The organism is Leuconostoc sp. XM4 (genome assembly GCF_055698815.1).
The window spans coordinates 819,549-834,587 of record NZ_CP134507.1; the positions used below are offsets into that span (position 1 = coordinate 819,549).

Sequence of the window (15,039 nt, forward strand, 5' to 3'; positions counted from 1 at the left end):
TTCAATCACTGAAGTCGCTTTTTAAATTTGGCAAAATTAAACTTATAAAAATCAATTAAAGTTTTTTAAAACTGCAGTTGCTTGATCGGTAATCATTTGCGACACGATTTTAATTGCAGGAATTCTTTTTTGTGGCTTACGTTCTAAAAGGTAGATTTGTCTCTTGCTTTTAGTATCGAAATCATGAACAAAAATTCCATTCATATCAGTACCCGCAGTAAGTGCTAAGGAAGGCAAAATGGAGATACCGAGTTGTGATTTCACTAAGCTTTTTATAGCATCATAACTGTGAATTTCACTAACGACATCAGGGTCAAATAAATTTTCTCGGCATATTTGGATGATATGATTGGATAAATATGTATTCTTGGGTTCTATGATCCACTTTTTTGATGCTAAGTCTGAAAAGTGCTTAATTGGGAAAATACTTTTATCGTCTTTACTTGAGACTACTAATAATTTATCTTCGCCAATATTGGTCGATATGATGTCCGAATTGGGAAAAGTGACCTTTTTTTCAAAATAACCGGATAAAACAATATCAAATTTGTGTGACCGAAGTCCTAATAAGCTTTGGTCGGGTTCTTCTTCATATATTCTGCATTCTATACTTGGAAAAGTTTGATTAATCTTTTTTATGACAGGAATAAGTATAGAATTTAATGCGCTAGTGAAAGTTGCAATTCTAACAATGCCAGTAATTTCACTTTGTCGTGTTTTAAAATCATTTTCGATCGTTTCTAATTCAGATAAAACTGGCTGGGCTCTCTCCACTAGTTCTTGTCCAGTTTGGTTCAGATAAACTTTCCGTCCTTGTTTTTCAATCAGCGTTAATTCTAAATCGTCTTCAAGGTCTTTTAATTGCTGTGATATTGTTGCAGGACTAACAAATAAAGCATCAGCAACTCGATTCATTGTTCCTAGTTCGGCTAGGTGGGTTAAAATTTGCAGTTGCCAAATATTCATTCATATTACCTCAATCATTTAGAAAAACTGAACTATATCGTCAGATACTTTATCTTTTCATTAATTTTATATTGCTTTAAAATTAATTTCAAGTTAACTATTAATTGAAAGAGGTATCTAAATATGATAGAAGCATTTGAAAAATCACAGGAACCGTGGGCTGATGTAGAAAAATATGTTGGTCGGTACGCTGGAATGGATTTTAGTCCCGATATTATTGATCACGCAAAAGGAACCTACTTGTTTACAGAATCAGGTGAAAAAATACTTGATTTTACATCAGGGCAGATGAGTTCTACATTAGGACATTCAAATCCGGAAATTGTTACGACTTTACAGCAAACCGTACAACGATTGGATCATTTATATAGCGGAATGCTTTCGCGACCTAATATTAATTTGTCTAAAAACATTGCCAGTAAAACAGGGGGAAATTTAAAAAAAGTTATTCCGTTGTCGACTGGGTCGGAAGTTAATGAAGCCGCTTTGAGAATGGCTAAATTGGTCACAGGCAAATTTGAGGTTGTCTCTTTTAATAAATCATGGCACGGTGTGACGCAGGCTAGCGCTGGTGCTACCTATGCCTCAGCTAGAAAATCAGGGGCACCAACGTCTCCAGGTCAACTTTCAATTCCAACGCCGTATACATACCGTCCCAGTTTTTTCAATTCAGAAGGAGAATACGATTGGCACAAAGAACTAGATTATGGATTTGAAATGGTTGATGCACAATCGGTTGGTAGCCTAGCGGCTTGCATTGTGGAACCAATTGTATCGGGTGGTGGTATTCTGGTGCCCCCAAAAGGATACTTGGCAGCACTAAAAGAAAAATGTCGCGAACGTGGTATGCTACTGATATTTGATGAAGCGCAAACTAGCTTAGGTAGAACTGGTGAATGGTTTGCATATCAGTACGATGACGTTGAACCTGATATTTTGACTTTATCAAAAACATTGGGTTCGGGTCTACCCTTGGCAGCATTAGTTACGACGGATAAAATTGAAAAAAAGGCTCATGAAAAAGGATTTCTTTTTTATACATCGCACGTAAACGATCCCTTGGTAGCAGCTGTTGGTTGCACAGTTATGAATATTATTGAACGTGATAATTTATGCCAAGTAACCAAGGAAAAAGGAAATTATTTACATGACGGATTGCAGAAACTAGTCGATAAATATGATATTGTTGGGGATGCTCGCGGTCGTGGGCTTCTGCAAGGATTAGAAATTATAAAAAGTAAAAGCAATAAAGAAAGATCTGAATTTATTGGTGATGAAATTACAAAACGCTGTTATAAACTAGGGCTTCATATGAACATTGTTAATCTGCCAGGGATGGGTGGTGTGTTCAGGATAGCTCCACCATTAACTGTTAGTTATGAGGAATTAGATAGCGGTCTGGCAATCCTAGAACAGTCTATTAAATCTGTTCAAAATGATATTAACCTTGGTACTTTATAGAATACTCAAAGGAGAATAATTATTTTTGAAAATATTAAAATGATCAGAAATTACGATCCCGCCATTTCTTCTAATTTGCAAATTATTTTAACTTATTCTGGTTTGCATGCCGTTTGGTTTTATCGCATTAGTCATCAGTTGTGGCAACTCAATTTGAAGCTTCTTGCGCATCTATGTTCGCAATGGGGACGTTTAATCACGGGAGTCGAGATACATCCTGGCGCGCAAATTGGGAGACGTCTGTTAATTGACCACGGTTCTGGAACTGTGATTGGTGAAACAGCAATTATTGGTGATGATGTTATTTTATATCATGGTGTAACTCTAGGCAGCACCCATCATGCACTTGGAGATACAAGTCGCCGGCACCCAAAAATCGGCAATCACACATTGATTGGTGCCCATGCTACTATTTTGGGAAATATTACAATTGGAAATCATGTGAAGATTGGAGCTGCAACAGTGGTCTTACATGATGTTCCAAGCCACGTGACTATCGTTGGTAATCCTGCGCATATATTGCACAAAAATCCGAATATCTAATAAAATAATGTAATATTATCATAATTGTGTTAGAATGTATGATATTCTAGACGTTATGAGGGAAAATTATGAGTGTTTACTTTGAAAGTGCGATAGAGAATCATCTTGCTATCGCGGTGACCGAACTAAGCCATGCCGATGAAATATTTGAGTTACTCTATAATGATCAAGAAAACATCGGTCAATTTCTTGGGTTTGTGGCATTAACAAAAACAAAAGAAGACGAAGTTAATTATATAAAGAAAAAAATGCATGGTATCGCAGATGGTACTGATGCCTTGTTTTCAATTATTCGAGATAATCATATTGTGGGTGTAATTGATCTTCATTATATTGATTCAGAGAACAAAAAAGCAGAGATAGGATATTGGCTACATTCAAAATTCCAGCATCAGGGTATCATGACCAAGTCTGTCCGTAAGATTTGTGAGTATGCTTTTGAAAATATTGGTTTGAATAAGTTATCATTGTTTGCCGATGTAGAGAATATTGGCAGTAATGCAGTTGCCAAACACGCAGGTTTTTCATATTTGGCAACTCATCCGGATTACTATGTTCATCGTGGTCAATTGCGCGATATGAATGAGTATTATCTGCTCAAACGAGAATTTTAAATGTAATAATTAAGCATGAAAACAGTATTGTTGATTAACCTGCTATATAATTAAGCTAATTAATAGTTAGTTGAATGTAGAGAGGAGAATCATGTCACATAATCAAAAAGAAAGTAATAAGGCTTTGAAATTGGGCATTGGCACCAACAAAGTGGGCGGTCATAATTTATTCGAGGGCCTACAAGATGAAGACGGCTTTGATATAGTTCGGGAAGCATTGGATTCGAAGGTCCAAATGATTGATACGGCTTATATGTATGGTCTTGGTCGCTCAGAAGAAATCATTGGTGAAGTTCTTAAAAAGTACCCCCGCTCAAGCTTTAAAATTGCTACTAAAGCGGCACAAGATCCAGAAAATGATTTAAAAATAAATAATACACCAACTTTTCTTAAAAAAGCAGTTGATGATGCCTTGGCAAGACTTCAGACGGACTATATTGATATTTTCTATATTCATTTTCCTGATGAAAACACGCCCAAAGATGAAGCAGTTGCTGCTTTAAATGATTTGAAGAAATCTGGGAAAATTCGTGCAGTCGGTGTGTCAAACTTCAGTTTAGAACAAATTAAAGAAGCTAATAAAAATGGTCAAGTAGACTATGTAGAAGATGCATGTAGTTTAGTGCACCGCGAAGCGGAAAATAAATTATGGCCATACTTGCAAGAAAACCATATTAGTTTTGTGCCATATTTTCCATTGGCTTCTGGATTGTTAACAGGAAAGTACAGCTTGGCGGATGCTGATAAGTTTGATCAGTTTACAAAAGAGCAATTTGAAACAATTATCTCTGCCTTAAAACTTGTTGAGAAAATAGCGGAAAATCACAATGCTTCAATTTCGCAAACTATTCTGGCTTGGTATATTGCTAATCCCAGTATCAGTGCGGTTATTCCTGGGGCGCGTAATGCAAGCCAAGTGACCAATAACGTTGCTACATTAAACATTGACTTAACTGAAACAGAATATCAGCAAATTGACACTGCCTTTGAAAATTTTTAGGTAGTGTTGTACTATAAATTTATATGAAAAAGCAAGTCATATTACTGACTTGCTTTTTTACGCTATTCACACTTTAGAAAGAAGGAATGGATATGGAAAAATATCATCGTGCATTTGGCGTTTATGGCATTATTTATTCAAGCAGCAAAGGGATTGTTGTCATAAAAAAGAATGGTGGACCTTACATTAATCGTTTTGATTTGCCGGGTGGCAGTTTAGAAGATGGTGAAGAATTATCGCTTGCTATTAAACGTGAAATAGCAGAAGAAACAGGTTTGACGGTTCAGAAATATAGTCAGTTGGGAATTACTAGTTTTAAATATCCTTGGGATTATTTAAATTACCACTATAATCAACACATCGCTGTATTTTATGATGTTGAAGAGTTGTCTGGCAAAATTGAAGAGATAGCACCACAGTTTGATGGGCAAGATTCATTAGGCGCTGTTTTTATACCGCTTGAAAATATTAGTATTCGTAATGCTTCACCATTGGTTTTAAAAGCAAAGGAATACTTATTGAATAATCGTCGTTTTGAAGATGAAGATACGATATTTGATGAGTGGACCGTGTTGGAAAATGCTGTATTTTAAGAAAAGTACTGATTGTTAACAGTCAGTACTTTTTTATTGATGACTTTTACGATATTGATAGGGAGTATTTTCAGTCCATTTTTTAAATTGTCGTGAAAAATGAGCGGGATCTCGGTAACCCAGCGCTTCACTAATGTCAATCACACTCAAATCAGGCATTTGCAGTAACCGCTTGGCTTGGGCAATTTTTAATTTTGTTAAATATTGTCGTGGCGCGTATCCATAAATGTTTCTAAACACTTCTCCGCCATAACTTGGACTAATTTTTAAATCACTATAAATTTTGTCGATACTTAAGCGTGACGAATGATCGCTAACAATGAAATCTTCGTTAAAATAGCTGTGGATATTTTTTTGCAAAGTAGTTCTTATACCATAAGCAATTGAACTGGCTATTTTAAGTTGTGAGGAGTTAAGTGGTGTGTGTTCTAATATTTCACTAGAAAATAATTGGAAAATAAAATCAGACAGTAACACGTGAAGTTTCAACTCATCCTTAAAAGTGTACGCCATATTCTTATTTAATACATCCCGTAATTTGTCCAAACTTTTTATAAGAGGGATATTTTTTAGTGAGCCGTTAGGAAAATTAAGGATACCCTGATTTATTAAATTTGTGACGAATCGTTCATCATCTAAATTGAAATGAAAATTAAAGTAGGTTGTATTTGTTAGACTAGTTGTTTCGTGCCATACATTGGGATATAAAACCATAATATCTCCAGATTCTAGGCGAATTGTATTATCAAAGGCCGTTACATTGATTGCGCCTTCGACAATGTAAAATACTTCAAATGCCAGATGACGTTCAGAAGGGTAGTGCCAGCCAGATTTGATATCTTGCTGATGACCGCCAAAGAAAGAGATGTTCCAATCTAATGCGGGTAATCGTATTGAGCCTTGGAGCTCTTTTTTTTCGAATGATTTCATTTGATAACCTCAAAAAGGGCTGTTTTATCATAAATAAAGCGCTTACATTTAAGATAATTATGCCCCATAATGAAAGCGTTATCAAGAGTTGTAATTTTATTCTAACACAAAGGAAGGAACAGTATGAACAAAAATAAGGAATTATTGTTTGGCGTTGCCTATTATTTTGAGTATTTGCCCTACGATCGTATTGATCAAGATATCAAAATGATGCAAGAAGCTAAAATTAATGTCGTCAGAATTGGAGAAAGTACTTGGAGTACCTACGAACCACAAGATGGTGTATTTGATTTTAGCAAACTGATTTATACGCTAAATAAAATGAGGGATGCAAAGATATCGGTTATTGTGGGCACGCCGACGTATGCATTTCCTACTTGGTTGGCTAGGAAGTTTCCTGAGGTGCTTGTTGAAAATAATGGGAACCGGCTACCTTACGGTGCCAGGCAGATAATGGATATTACCAGTCCAATTTATCGATATTATTCTGAGCGAATCATTCGTCATATGTTGCAGGAAACGGTTGATTACGACAATATCATTGGCTATCAAGTCGATAATGAAACCAAGCACTATGGCACATCTGCAAGTCACGTACAGGCCGGCTTTGTTGAAGAAATTAAAGAAAAATTTTCTGGTGATCTTGATACATTCAATAAAGAGTTTGGTCTTGACTATTGGTCGAATCGTATTAACACGTGGGAGGACTTTCCGAATGTAAACGGTACAATTAACGGCAGTTTAGCAGGTGAGTTTGCAAAATACCAACGTTCATTAGTGAAGGAATACTTAAGTTGGCAAGTTGACTTGGTCAATGAGTATAAAAAAGATTTTCAATTTGTAACACACAATTTTGATTTTGAATGGCGTGATTATTCGTATGGCATTCAACCAGATGTCAATCATTTTGAAGCAGCTGAACCGTTAGACTTTGTGGGAATTGACGTCTATCATCCCTCACAAAGTCAGCTTACAGGGATAGAAAATTCTTTTGCTGGCGATGTTGCGCGTTCAATTAAGCATCAAAATTATTTAGTGCTAGAAACGCAGGCACAAGCATTTAAAAGCTGGACACCATATCCAGGACAACTTTATCAACTTGCTTTTAACCATATCGCCAATGGCGCGAACATGATTGAATATTGGCACTGGCATTCTATCCATAATTCTTTCGAGACGTATTGGAAAGGATTACTGAGTCATGATTTTGAACCAAATCCAGTTTATGAAGAGGCTCAAAAAGTGGGACATGACTTTGACCGTTTGTCTGATAAGTTAGTCAACTTAAATCATGCAGCAGACGTAGCGTTTGTGGTAGATAACGAAAGTCTCACAGCAACATCTAGTGATTGGATAGAGTTTGCGATTGGAAAAGACGTAAACTACAATGATGTATTTCGAAGATTGTACGATACATTTTACAAATTAAATGTCCGAACCGATATTTTGAATCCAAAGACAATTAATTTGAGTGATTACGCATTAGTTGTCGTACCAATGTTATATGTCAGTGACGAAACCTTTTTGAAAGCGTTAAATCAGTACATTCATGACGGTGGCAATGTATTGTTCACGTTTAAAGACGGTGTGACTGATGAACATGTCAAAGTACGGACTGATATACAACCAGCAATTATTCGAGAAGCAATTGGTGCGCATTATCACATGTTTGTCGACCCCAACGGTGAGACATTAGAAGATCAAACTGGCATATTTGAAGATACTGATTTGCACATCAGTGAGTGGGCTGAATTGCTCGAGAGTGACGGAGCAACAATTTTAGCCTCATATAATAATCATTGGAAAAAATTTGGTGCTATTACAGAAAACAAATATGGTAATGGTATGGCATGGTATTTAGGTGCTTGGCCAAGCCAGTCTGTTACGAATGCTCTAGTAAAGCATGTTATCAATCAATCAGGAATTTCCCAATCTGATTATGATGTAACTTTTCCAGTGATTGTTAAATCAGCAAAAAATGAGTACGGCGCGAACATTGATTTTCTGTTCAATTTTTCGGATACGAGTACAAGCCTTGCTACGCCTTTCTCAGGTATGGAGCTAATCAAACAAGAACACATGGCTCAAGGTAGTCAAGTGACATTGCAACCTTGGGATGTAAAAATTATAGAAAGAAGTAACTGATAATGGATAAGACAGTAGATGCTCAAATTAAATTGGGCAAAAAAGATGGATTTCGATTCACGATATCCTATTTCTTGTTCTCATTGTTGTGGATGGCTGGATTGGCAATTATAGCTGCAGTTCTTTTGCCACAACATTTGCGAAATGTGGTAGGAGCCGAAGGTTCCACAGCCGTGTTTGGTGTTTTAAACGCAGCAACCGCCATAACCTCATTATTATCAAACTTAATCGTTGGTAATTTATCAGATCGCACGCGTTCTCGCTTTGGCCAACGTACACCATGGATTGTTGCAGGTGGTGTTATCGGCGGTGTATCCTTGTTTGCTATCGGTCTGTTTCAAAATGTCTGGTTGATCGGTGTTAGTTACTGTATCAGTATGATTGGTTTAAATATGATGATTGCGCCAGCTATGGCGACTCTGTCAGATCGAGTTCCTGAAAACTTGCGTGCAACGACATCAGCCTTTTATTCAGCTGGTACTACCGTTGGAACGTCGCTTGGAACCTTGATTGGTGCCCGCTTTATTACGTTACAGACCCCAGGATTTATTACAGCCGGTATCCTAATGGGTATTGCAGGTATTGCGACAGTTATCGTTTGGCCACACGAGCGTTCTGCAAAGTCATTACCATCAGTTACAGGTGGCGTTAAGGAATTATTAGCTTCATTTCGTCCACCGCTTAAAGGCGCCCGTGATTTTTGGTTAGCCTTTACCGGTAGGTCATTATTAATTTTTTCATACTACATGATTTTGAATTATCAGTTATATATTTTGTTAAGTTATATTGGTCAAAGTGAAACAGCTGCTGCTGCGACTATTTCGGTCATGTCAATCGTGACAATGGTTGTCGGACTAGTTGGTTCACTAGTTTCAGGAAGTTTGTCAGACAAATTTGGCCGCCGAAAGCTACCAGTAAATATTGCAACCTTGCTCATGTCAATTGGGTTTTTGTTACCATGGATTATGAAGTCACCATTCTCAATGATTCTGTTTGCAGGATTCTCAGGACTAGGTTATGCGGTGTATGGTGCGGTTGATCAAGCGTTGAATATAGATGTTTTGCCTAACAAGAATGAATCGGGTAAGGATTTAGGAATCTTAAACATGGCAACCACATTAGGCCAGACAGTTGGTCCAATTGTTACGAGTATTTTAGTTGGATTTGGTGGATATAATTTGGTATTTCCAACAGCTGTTGTTTTTTCTGCACTAGCTATGATATTTATCCAAATGATTAAGTCGACAAAGTAAAGGAGAATTTAGACAATGATTAAAGGTGTTAATTTAGGTGGATGGCTTGTTTTGGAAAAGTGGATGGCGCCACAATTATTTGATGGTGTGGAAGCAGAAGATGAGTATTATTTGCCACGTGACTTAAGTGAAACAGAATACAGAACACGCATAAATATGCACCGGGCTAATTTTATTACGGAGGCTGATTTCTTAAACATCGCTAGTTTAGGAATTGACACGATACGTATTCCAGTTCCTTATTTTATCTTTGGTGATGTGCCACCATTTATTGGTGCTATCGATTATCTTGATAAAGCCTTTAGTTGGGCTGAAGCATATAACCTTAAAATTTTAATTGATTTGCATACAGTTCCTGGGAGTCAAAATGGTTTTGACAATGGTGGTATATCTGGCGTTCAGAACTGGGCACAACACTCAGACCAAGTAGATTTTGCTATTTCAGTTTTGCGTCGTTTGGCCGAACGCTATGGGCAAAGAGTTGGATTATATGGTATTGAAGTATTAAATGAACCTGCAACGGCCGAAATGTTTCAAACAATGCTTGATCGGTATAAGCCTCGTGATCCGGAGATGGCATTGGAAAACGCACCGATTACCTTTAAGTTTCTATACGAATTTTATAAGCAAGCATACATCAAATTACGAGAAGTACTACCGCTTGATAAGGTGGTTATGTTTCATGATGGGTTTGATATTTCAAAATGGGCGGACTTTTTTAAGAAAAATGAATTTGAGAATGTTGTATTAGATACCCACCAATACCTAATGATTGCTGAAATGAAGACAGGCGAGTTAACACTTGATTCGTATCATCAATACATGAATGAGATTGGGGATGCGATTGCTAAGGTTAGAGAATTCGTTCCAGTAGTGGTGGGTGAATGGACTTTGTTTAATTCTTTGGCCACAGGTTCAGACACCAAAGGTGGTGTTAGTCCTGTTCAAAAGGTATTTGATCAAGAAGTAGAAATTGATCAAAATAGTGCGCTGAGTATTTATCAAGATCTTTGGAACTTACAAATTGAGCAGTGGCAACGTGTCGATGGTTATTTTTTCTGGAGTTACAAAATTAATATTGACACAATTAATGATAAGGAGTGGTTCGGCTGGGATTCTTGGTCACTCGAAAGGTCTGTCAACAAAAAATGGGCCAAGATTTAAACATACTGAGGCGATTAATTGAAAGAGAGTGATCATATGTTAAAAATAAAAAACCCGATTATTCCTGGAATGGCACCTGATCCATCCATCATTAGGGTAGAAAATAAATATTATATTGCTACTTCAACCTTTCATTGGACACCTGCAATTCAGCTATTTGAATCAACTGACTTAAAAAATTGGCAATTAATTGATCATGTTTTGAAAAAAGAAGAGATCTCTTTGAAGGGAACAAACACACCAGCAGGAATTTGGGCGCCACATCTATCCTATGATGCACACAAAAAACGTTATTGGATTGCTTATTCGCACATGTTAAACATGGCGGGTCGAGAATTTAATGCCGATTCGTATGCGCTTTGGTCGGAAAGTATTCACGGCCCTTGGTCAGAGCCAATTTACCTCACATCAATAGGCTTTGATCCATCTATTTTTCATGACGACGATGGCAAGAAATATATTGCTATCTTAGAATGGGAGTCAAGGCCAAATTATCAAGCACCAGGGCATATTGTCATAGCTGAATTCAACTTTGAAAAGCAGAAAATTGTTGGTTCGTGGCATCGAGTGACTACCGGATTTACTTCAAGGGGTGCTGCTGAAGCACCAATAATTTACAAAAGAAACGGTTACTATTATCTTATGATTGCAGCTGGGGGGACAGGGTATGCCCATAGTGTCGAAATTGGTCGATCAAAGGACATATTTGGACCTTATGAATCACATCCTAGTGGCGAACCAATTATTACTTCCTCACCGGAACACCTTTTTTCCCTAGGAGATCCTGATGCTGGACAATTTGAGATGTATAATCCAAATTCTAATATACAAAAGTCGGGCCACGGTTCTTTGGTGGAGACACCCAATGGTGAGTGGTACGTTGCCCATTTGATGTCACGCCCATTACCTGGTACGACATTGAATCCATTAGGACGAGAAACTGGTATCCAGAAAGTAAATTGGACGGCAGACGGTTGGTTACAAATGGCTGACGGCACAAATTTTGCTAAGGAAAATATCGATGGCCCACAACAAGAAGAAGCAACAATAAAATATTCTGAAGATATTACGGAGTACTTTAATGAGCCTCATTATGACAAGCGATTTTTATCCCCGTATCGTTTTCAGAATAGAACATGGGTCAATCATTTAGGAAATAGAGATTACTTAAGAATTTATGGCGGCGAGTCACTTTTCTCACAAATGAATCCAAGTATTTTAGCTACACGAGCTACATCGTTCACTTATTCTCTAGAAACTGAAGTGGAAATTCATCCAGATCATTATTCTGAATCAGCTGGAGCAGGGCTATATTATGATGCTAATAATTGGTTGTATGCAAATTTATACTGGTCAGAATCATTAAACGCGATAGCATTAGGTTTAACACAAGCAAAGTTGGGTGAGAAAAAAATTTATCAGTATGTTAAGGTGCCTATTTCAAATGGACACGTTCAAATAAAATTTGTCTATAATTTTGGTGAAGCGACAGTGTTTTATAGAATGTCTACCGACGATGAATGGCTGATATTACTAGAAAATGTTGATGTTAATTATTTATCTGATGAAGGGGTTAATGGGGAAAAAGGTGAAATTGGAGGTTTCACGGGGCTGTTCAACTTCATAGCGGTCACTGATGCACATCAGCATGATGGTTACGGCGACTTTTCGTTCTATAAAGTGACGAGTCTTTGATGTATTATTTGTTTTAATAATAAATTCCAACATACTAAGTGTGTTGGAATTTTTATAAGGTGTTGTCTAATTATTTGCTAATAAACCTCTTAACATTCAAAAACAGATGTGATAGGATATTTATATCGCTTCAATCGACTAAAATTTTAGGAATTGAGAATAATCTATGTCGTTATCACAACAACAATTGAATGATTTTTGGAGTGGCGTAAAGGCTTCCCTGCCAACCATGCTAGGTTATATTAGTATTGGCGCAGCATTTGGAACAATAGCTGGCTCAGAACACTTTACTATTTGGCAAGTCTTTTTGCTGTCAGCGATTTTTTATGCTGGTTCTGGACAGTTTATTGTTGTTAGTATGCTGGCTGCCAATGCTTCTATTAGCAGTATTGTCATGATGGTTTTTTTGGTTAACTTTCGCATGTTTTTACAATCATTAACGGTTACACAGGTTTTTCCACGGCAATCTACAGTATCTAGTTTGCTTATGGGTAGTTTAGTAACTGACGAATCATTTGGCATACTATCTGTGAATATTGCTGCTGGCAAGGAAAGATCAGTGATGTGGATGCATGGCTTAAATATTGCTTCGTGGGCAACGTGGTGGCTAGCTTGTGTTATTTTTGCAGTAGTTGGCAAAAACATTACTGATCCTGCAGCATTCGGCTTGGATTTTGCTTTAACGGGAATGTTTGCCGGACTTTGGTTGCTGACAAGCATTTCTATGTTCCAAAATCCGAAGGAAAGCAGGTTTAAGGTGCTGTCAATTATAATTGTTTCTACGACTTTGTTATATATACTTATGTATTTCTTTAGCGCAGTTGTGTCTGTATTGATAGCCTCTGTTTTGGGAAGTTTTTACGCCGTTTTGGTAAATAGAAGTGAGGGTAAGTGATATGAGTGATACGAAATTTTATATCGTCCTTCTAGGTAGTATTATTGTGACACTTATTCCTAGAGTAATACCTTTTTTTATGGCTAAGTATATTAATTTTCCAGATTGGATGACGACATTTTTAAGGTATTTACCGTTAGCAATGATGACAACACTTATGTTTCAAAATATATTTGTTGTTCATGGGTACGGGCATCTGGCGACAGTGAACTTTACTGCTTTAGTAGCATTGTTGCCCGGTTTAATTATTGGTTATTTTAGGCGTTCTCTGATGGCTGTAGTTTTATTGAGCGTGCTAGTAATGGCTTTGATGAGATACTTTAATTTTTAAAAAAGATAGCCATATACGATGGTTATCTTTTTTTGCTTAAAAAGTGCCCAAATAATTGTAAATGTCGGAATCTGAAAATTCTAACAAAGATGTCAATAATTTTTTCATGGCAATTAGATTATCAATTCTGGATTCGATTTGAGTTATTTTATCTGCAACAAGCTTTTTTAAATCGTCTGGGGACATTTGTTTGCTAAGCATATTCAGGCTTTCTTGAATCTCTTTTAAAGTGTAACCTAGCGATTTGGCATCTTGAATAAACTTAATTTTTGGTAAATAAGTTTCATCATATATGCGATAACCATTTGCTAAACGTTTTGGTTTTGGTAGTAGTCCGCATTGTTCATAATAACGAATTGTCGCCGCACTAAGACCTGTTATTTTTGCTAGTTGGCCACGAGTTAGTTGTTTCATATCATTTTCCTCTAAAATAATTGGTTCCACTTTATTTCAATGACAAAATAGCAAGTTTAGCTTGACATTGAAGTTAACTTCATCGTTTATAATAACGTTATTGCAGCGTGTTTGCAACGATAATAAAAAATCAAAGGATGTTTTAAATATGGTACGAAAAAAATATAAGCCGATAATGTTTCTCATAAAGAATATGGCAATTATCATAACGTTTTTTATTGGTATCTTGATTGAACCGTATTCTCCAGATCAAGCCCCATTAAAAAATTTAATCATAATAACTTTTCTTTTAATCGTGTGCATCTACATATTTTCACGTCTTGTCAATTCGATTTCAAACCATGGTCGATTATTCGTACACCGCATTGAACTGTCTACGTTTCAAAAATATTCATCACTACTTGCCTTTGGTTATTTTATTTTGCTATATATTATTAATGAAAATATTCAAAGTATGTTACATTTGTTCCAGAGTTCACCTGAAATTATTGTCACTTGTACAGCTATAGCTTTGGGTGCCGGATTTTTAGAAGAATATCTTGTGAGAGGATATTTATTCAATCTAACTCAGCGGTTTTTAAAAAAATACAATAACAAATTGCTCATTACATCAATAGTGACTAGTATCATATTCGGTTTGTTGCATCTATTCAATTTAGGATTAGATACCACTAAGGGCGTTGCTCAGCAAGTTTTCTATGCTTTTTGTATTGGTTTATTTTTTTCTCTGGTAAAAATTATTACAAACAGTATTCACATTGGTGCCATCTTACACTTTTTGTTTGATTTACAATTTGGCATATACGAAAATACTTCAACACACATGAGTTGGTCAGTAGTCATATTATTGTTTCTTCCTTTGACTGTTATCAGTGTGATTTTGATTAAATCATTAGAAGCAACGGTGAATGATAATCAAAATTTACTAATGGAAGTTTAATTGCAGTAAATATTTTCATAAAGCTGCGCCCATATCAGTGTCCTTTCAGTCCATGACATGCAAAATGGTATTTGTTTCGTAGCATTTTTACAAAA

The 15,039-nt window shown here is 36.5% G+C and carries 15 protein-coding genes; 12 read left to right on the forward strand and 3 right to left on the reverse strand.

All coding sequences use genetic code 11. From position 1 onward, the window contains the following. Positions 1-51: 51 nt before the first annotated feature. Positions 52-966 carry a LysR family transcriptional regulator gene (locus RHP64_RS04130; protein WP_025267996.1) on the reverse strand — a complete coding sequence of 305 codons (915 nt, stop codon included), beginning with the start codon at positions 964-966 and terminating at the stop codon, positions 52-54. 123 nt (positions 967-1,089) lie between these two features. Between RHP64_RS04130 and RHP64_RS04135 the strand changes: the two genes are divergently transcribed. The 5 genes from RHP64_RS04135 to RHP64_RS04155 all read left to right on the forward strand — a co-directional run bounded on the left by RHP64_RS04135 (position 1,090) and on the right by RHP64_RS04155 (position 5,177). Next, the gene (locus RHP64_RS04135; protein ID WP_025267997.1) at positions 1,090-2,427 is read left to right on the forward strand and encodes an aspartate aminotransferase family protein; all 1,338 of its coding nucleotides are present in this window, start codon (positions 1,090-1,092) and stop codon (positions 2,425-2,427) included. 39 nt (positions 2,428-2,466) lie between these two features. After that, positions 2,467-2,970 carry a serine O-acetyltransferase gene (gene cysE / locus RHP64_RS04140; RefSeq protein WP_011679613.1) on the forward strand — a complete coding sequence of 168 codons (504 nt, stop codon included), beginning with the start codon at positions 2,467-2,469 and terminating at the stop codon, positions 2,968-2,970. 68 nt (positions 2,971-3,038) lie between these two features. Further along, positions 3,039-3,584 carry a GNAT family N-acetyltransferase gene (locus RHP64_RS04145; protein ID WP_025267999.1) on the forward strand — a complete coding sequence of 182 codons (546 nt, stop codon included), beginning with the start codon at positions 3,039-3,041 and terminating at the stop codon, positions 3,582-3,584. Positions 3,585-3,675: 91 nt separating this feature from the next. Then, positions 3,676-4,584: an aldo/keto reductase gene (locus RHP64_RS04150; protein WP_462785068.1), complete on the forward strand. Its 909-nt coding sequence runs from the start codon at positions 3,676-3,678 to the stop codon at positions 4,582-4,584. Between the two features lie 92 nt (positions 4,585-4,676). Beyond that, complete coding sequence (locus RHP64_RS04155; protein WP_036090638.1) at positions 4,677-5,177, forward strand: NUDIX hydrolase; 501 nt, start codon at positions 4,677-4,679, stop codon at positions 5,175-5,177. Between the two features lie 33 nt (positions 5,178-5,210). On the opposite strand, the gene RHP64_RS04160 is transcribed toward RHP64_RS04155, so the two are convergent. Next, a complete protein-coding gene (locus RHP64_RS04160) occupies positions 5,211-6,107 on the reverse strand; it encodes an AraC family transcriptional regulator (protein ID WP_025268002.1) in 897 nt (298 codons plus the stop codon). A 123-nt stretch (positions 6,108-6,230) separates the two neighbouring features. Between RHP64_RS04160 and RHP64_RS04165 the strand changes: the two genes are divergently transcribed. From RHP64_RS04165 to RHP64_RS04190, 6 genes are all read left to right on the forward strand, one after another. After that, on the forward strand, positions 6,231-8,252 hold the full coding sequence (locus RHP64_RS04165) for a beta-galactosidase (protein ID WP_025268003.1): 2,022 nt from the start codon (positions 6,231-6,233) through the stop codon (positions 8,250-8,252). A gap of 2 nt (positions 8,253-8,254) precedes the next feature. Then, positions 8,255-9,505: an MFS transporter gene (locus RHP64_RS04170; protein WP_025268004.1), complete on the forward strand. Its 1,251-nt coding sequence runs from the start codon at positions 8,255-8,257 to the stop codon at positions 9,503-9,505. A 15-nt stretch (positions 9,506-9,520) separates the two neighbouring features. Continuing rightward, positions 9,521-10,669, forward strand: coding sequence for a glycoside hydrolase family 5 protein (locus tag RHP64_RS04175; protein ID WP_060461349.1), 1,149 nt, complete (start codon positions 9,521-9,523; stop codon positions 10,667-10,669). A 36-nt stretch (positions 10,670-10,705) separates the two neighbouring features. Continuing rightward, entirely contained in the window at positions 10,706-12,364 is a 1,659-nt protein-coding gene (locus RHP64_RS04180) for a glycoside hydrolase family 43 protein (protein WP_025268005.1), read from the forward strand. Between the two features lie 166 nt (positions 12,365-12,530). After that, a complete protein-coding gene (locus tag RHP64_RS04185; protein WP_061514814.1) occupies positions 12,531-13,259 on the forward strand; it encodes an AzlC family ABC transporter permease in 729 nt (242 codons plus the stop codon). Between the two features lies 1 nt (position 13,260). Next, entirely contained in the window at positions 13,261-13,590 is a 330-nt protein-coding gene (locus tag RHP64_RS04190) for an AzlD domain-containing protein (RefSeq protein ID WP_014324595.1), read from the forward strand. Positions 13,591-13,626: 36 nt separating this feature from the next. On the opposite strand, the gene RHP64_RS04195 is transcribed toward RHP64_RS04190, so the two are convergent. After that, entirely contained in the window at positions 13,627-14,004 is a 378-nt protein-coding gene (locus tag RHP64_RS04195) for a MerR family transcriptional regulator (RefSeq protein ID WP_014324596.1), read from the reverse strand. A 148-nt stretch (positions 14,005-14,152) separates the two neighbouring features. On the opposite strand from RHP64_RS04195, the gene RHP64_RS04200 reads away from it, so the two are divergent. After that, a complete protein-coding gene (locus tag RHP64_RS04200; RefSeq protein ID WP_025268006.1) occupies positions 14,153-14,944 on the forward strand; it encodes a CPBP family intramembrane glutamic endopeptidase in 792 nt (263 codons plus the stop codon). The last annotated feature ends 95 nt before the right edge of the window (positions 14,945-15,039 follow it).

Coding starts and splice junctions, on each gene's coding strand:
- RHP64_RS04175 (WP_060461349.1), top strand. CDS start 9,521: ATGATTAAAGGTGTTAATTTAGGTGGATGGCTTGTTTTGGAAAAGTGG.
- RHP64_RS04155 (WP_036090638.1), top strand. CDS start 4,677: ATGGAAAAATATCATCGTGCATTTGGCGTTTATGGCATTATTTATTCA.
- RHP64_RS04185 (WP_061514814.1), top strand. CDS start 12,531: ATGTCGTTATCACAACAACAATTGAATGATTTTTGGAGTGGCGTAAAG.
- RHP64_RS04180 (WP_025268005.1), top strand. CDS start 10,706: ATGTTAAAAATAAAAAACCCGATTATTCCTGGAATGGCACCTGATCCA.
- RHP64_RS04145 (WP_025267999.1), top strand. CDS start 3,039: ATGAGTGTTTACTTTGAAAGTGCGATAGAGAATCATCTTGCTATCGCG.
- RHP64_RS04165 (WP_025268003.1), top strand. CDS start 6,231: ATGAACAAAAATAAGGAATTATTGTTTGGCGTTGCCTATTATTTTGAG.
- RHP64_RS04170 (WP_025268004.1), top strand. CDS start 8,255: ATGGATAAGACAGTAGATGCTCAAATTAAATTGGGCAAAAAAGATGGA.
- cysE (WP_011679613.1), top strand. CDS start 2,467: ATGATCAGAAATTACGATCCCGCCATTTCTTCTAATTTGCAAATTATT.
- RHP64_RS04130 (WP_025267996.1), bottom strand. CDS start 966: ATGAATATTTGGCAACTGCAAATTTTAACCCACCTAGCCGAACTAGGA.
- RHP64_RS04135 (WP_025267997.1), top strand. CDS start 1,090: ATGATAGAAGCATTTGAAAAATCACAGGAACCGTGGGCTGATGTAGAA.
- RHP64_RS04195 (WP_014324596.1), bottom strand. CDS start 14,004: ATGAAACAACTAACTCGTGGCCAACTAGCAAAAATAACAGGTCTTAGT.
- RHP64_RS04190 (WP_014324595.1), top strand. CDS start 13,261: ATGAGTGATACGAAATTTTATATCGTCCTTCTAGGTAGTATTATTGTG.
- RHP64_RS04150 (WP_462785068.1), top strand. CDS start 3,676: ATGTCACATAATCAAAAAGAAAGTAATAAGGCTTTGAAATTGGGCATT.
- RHP64_RS04200 (WP_025268006.1), top strand. CDS start 14,153: ATGGTACGAAAAAAATATAAGCCGATAATGTTTCTCATAAAGAATATG.
- RHP64_RS04160 (WP_025268002.1), bottom strand. CDS start 6,107: ATGAAATCATTCGAAAAAAAAGAGCTCCAAGGCTCAATACGATTACCC.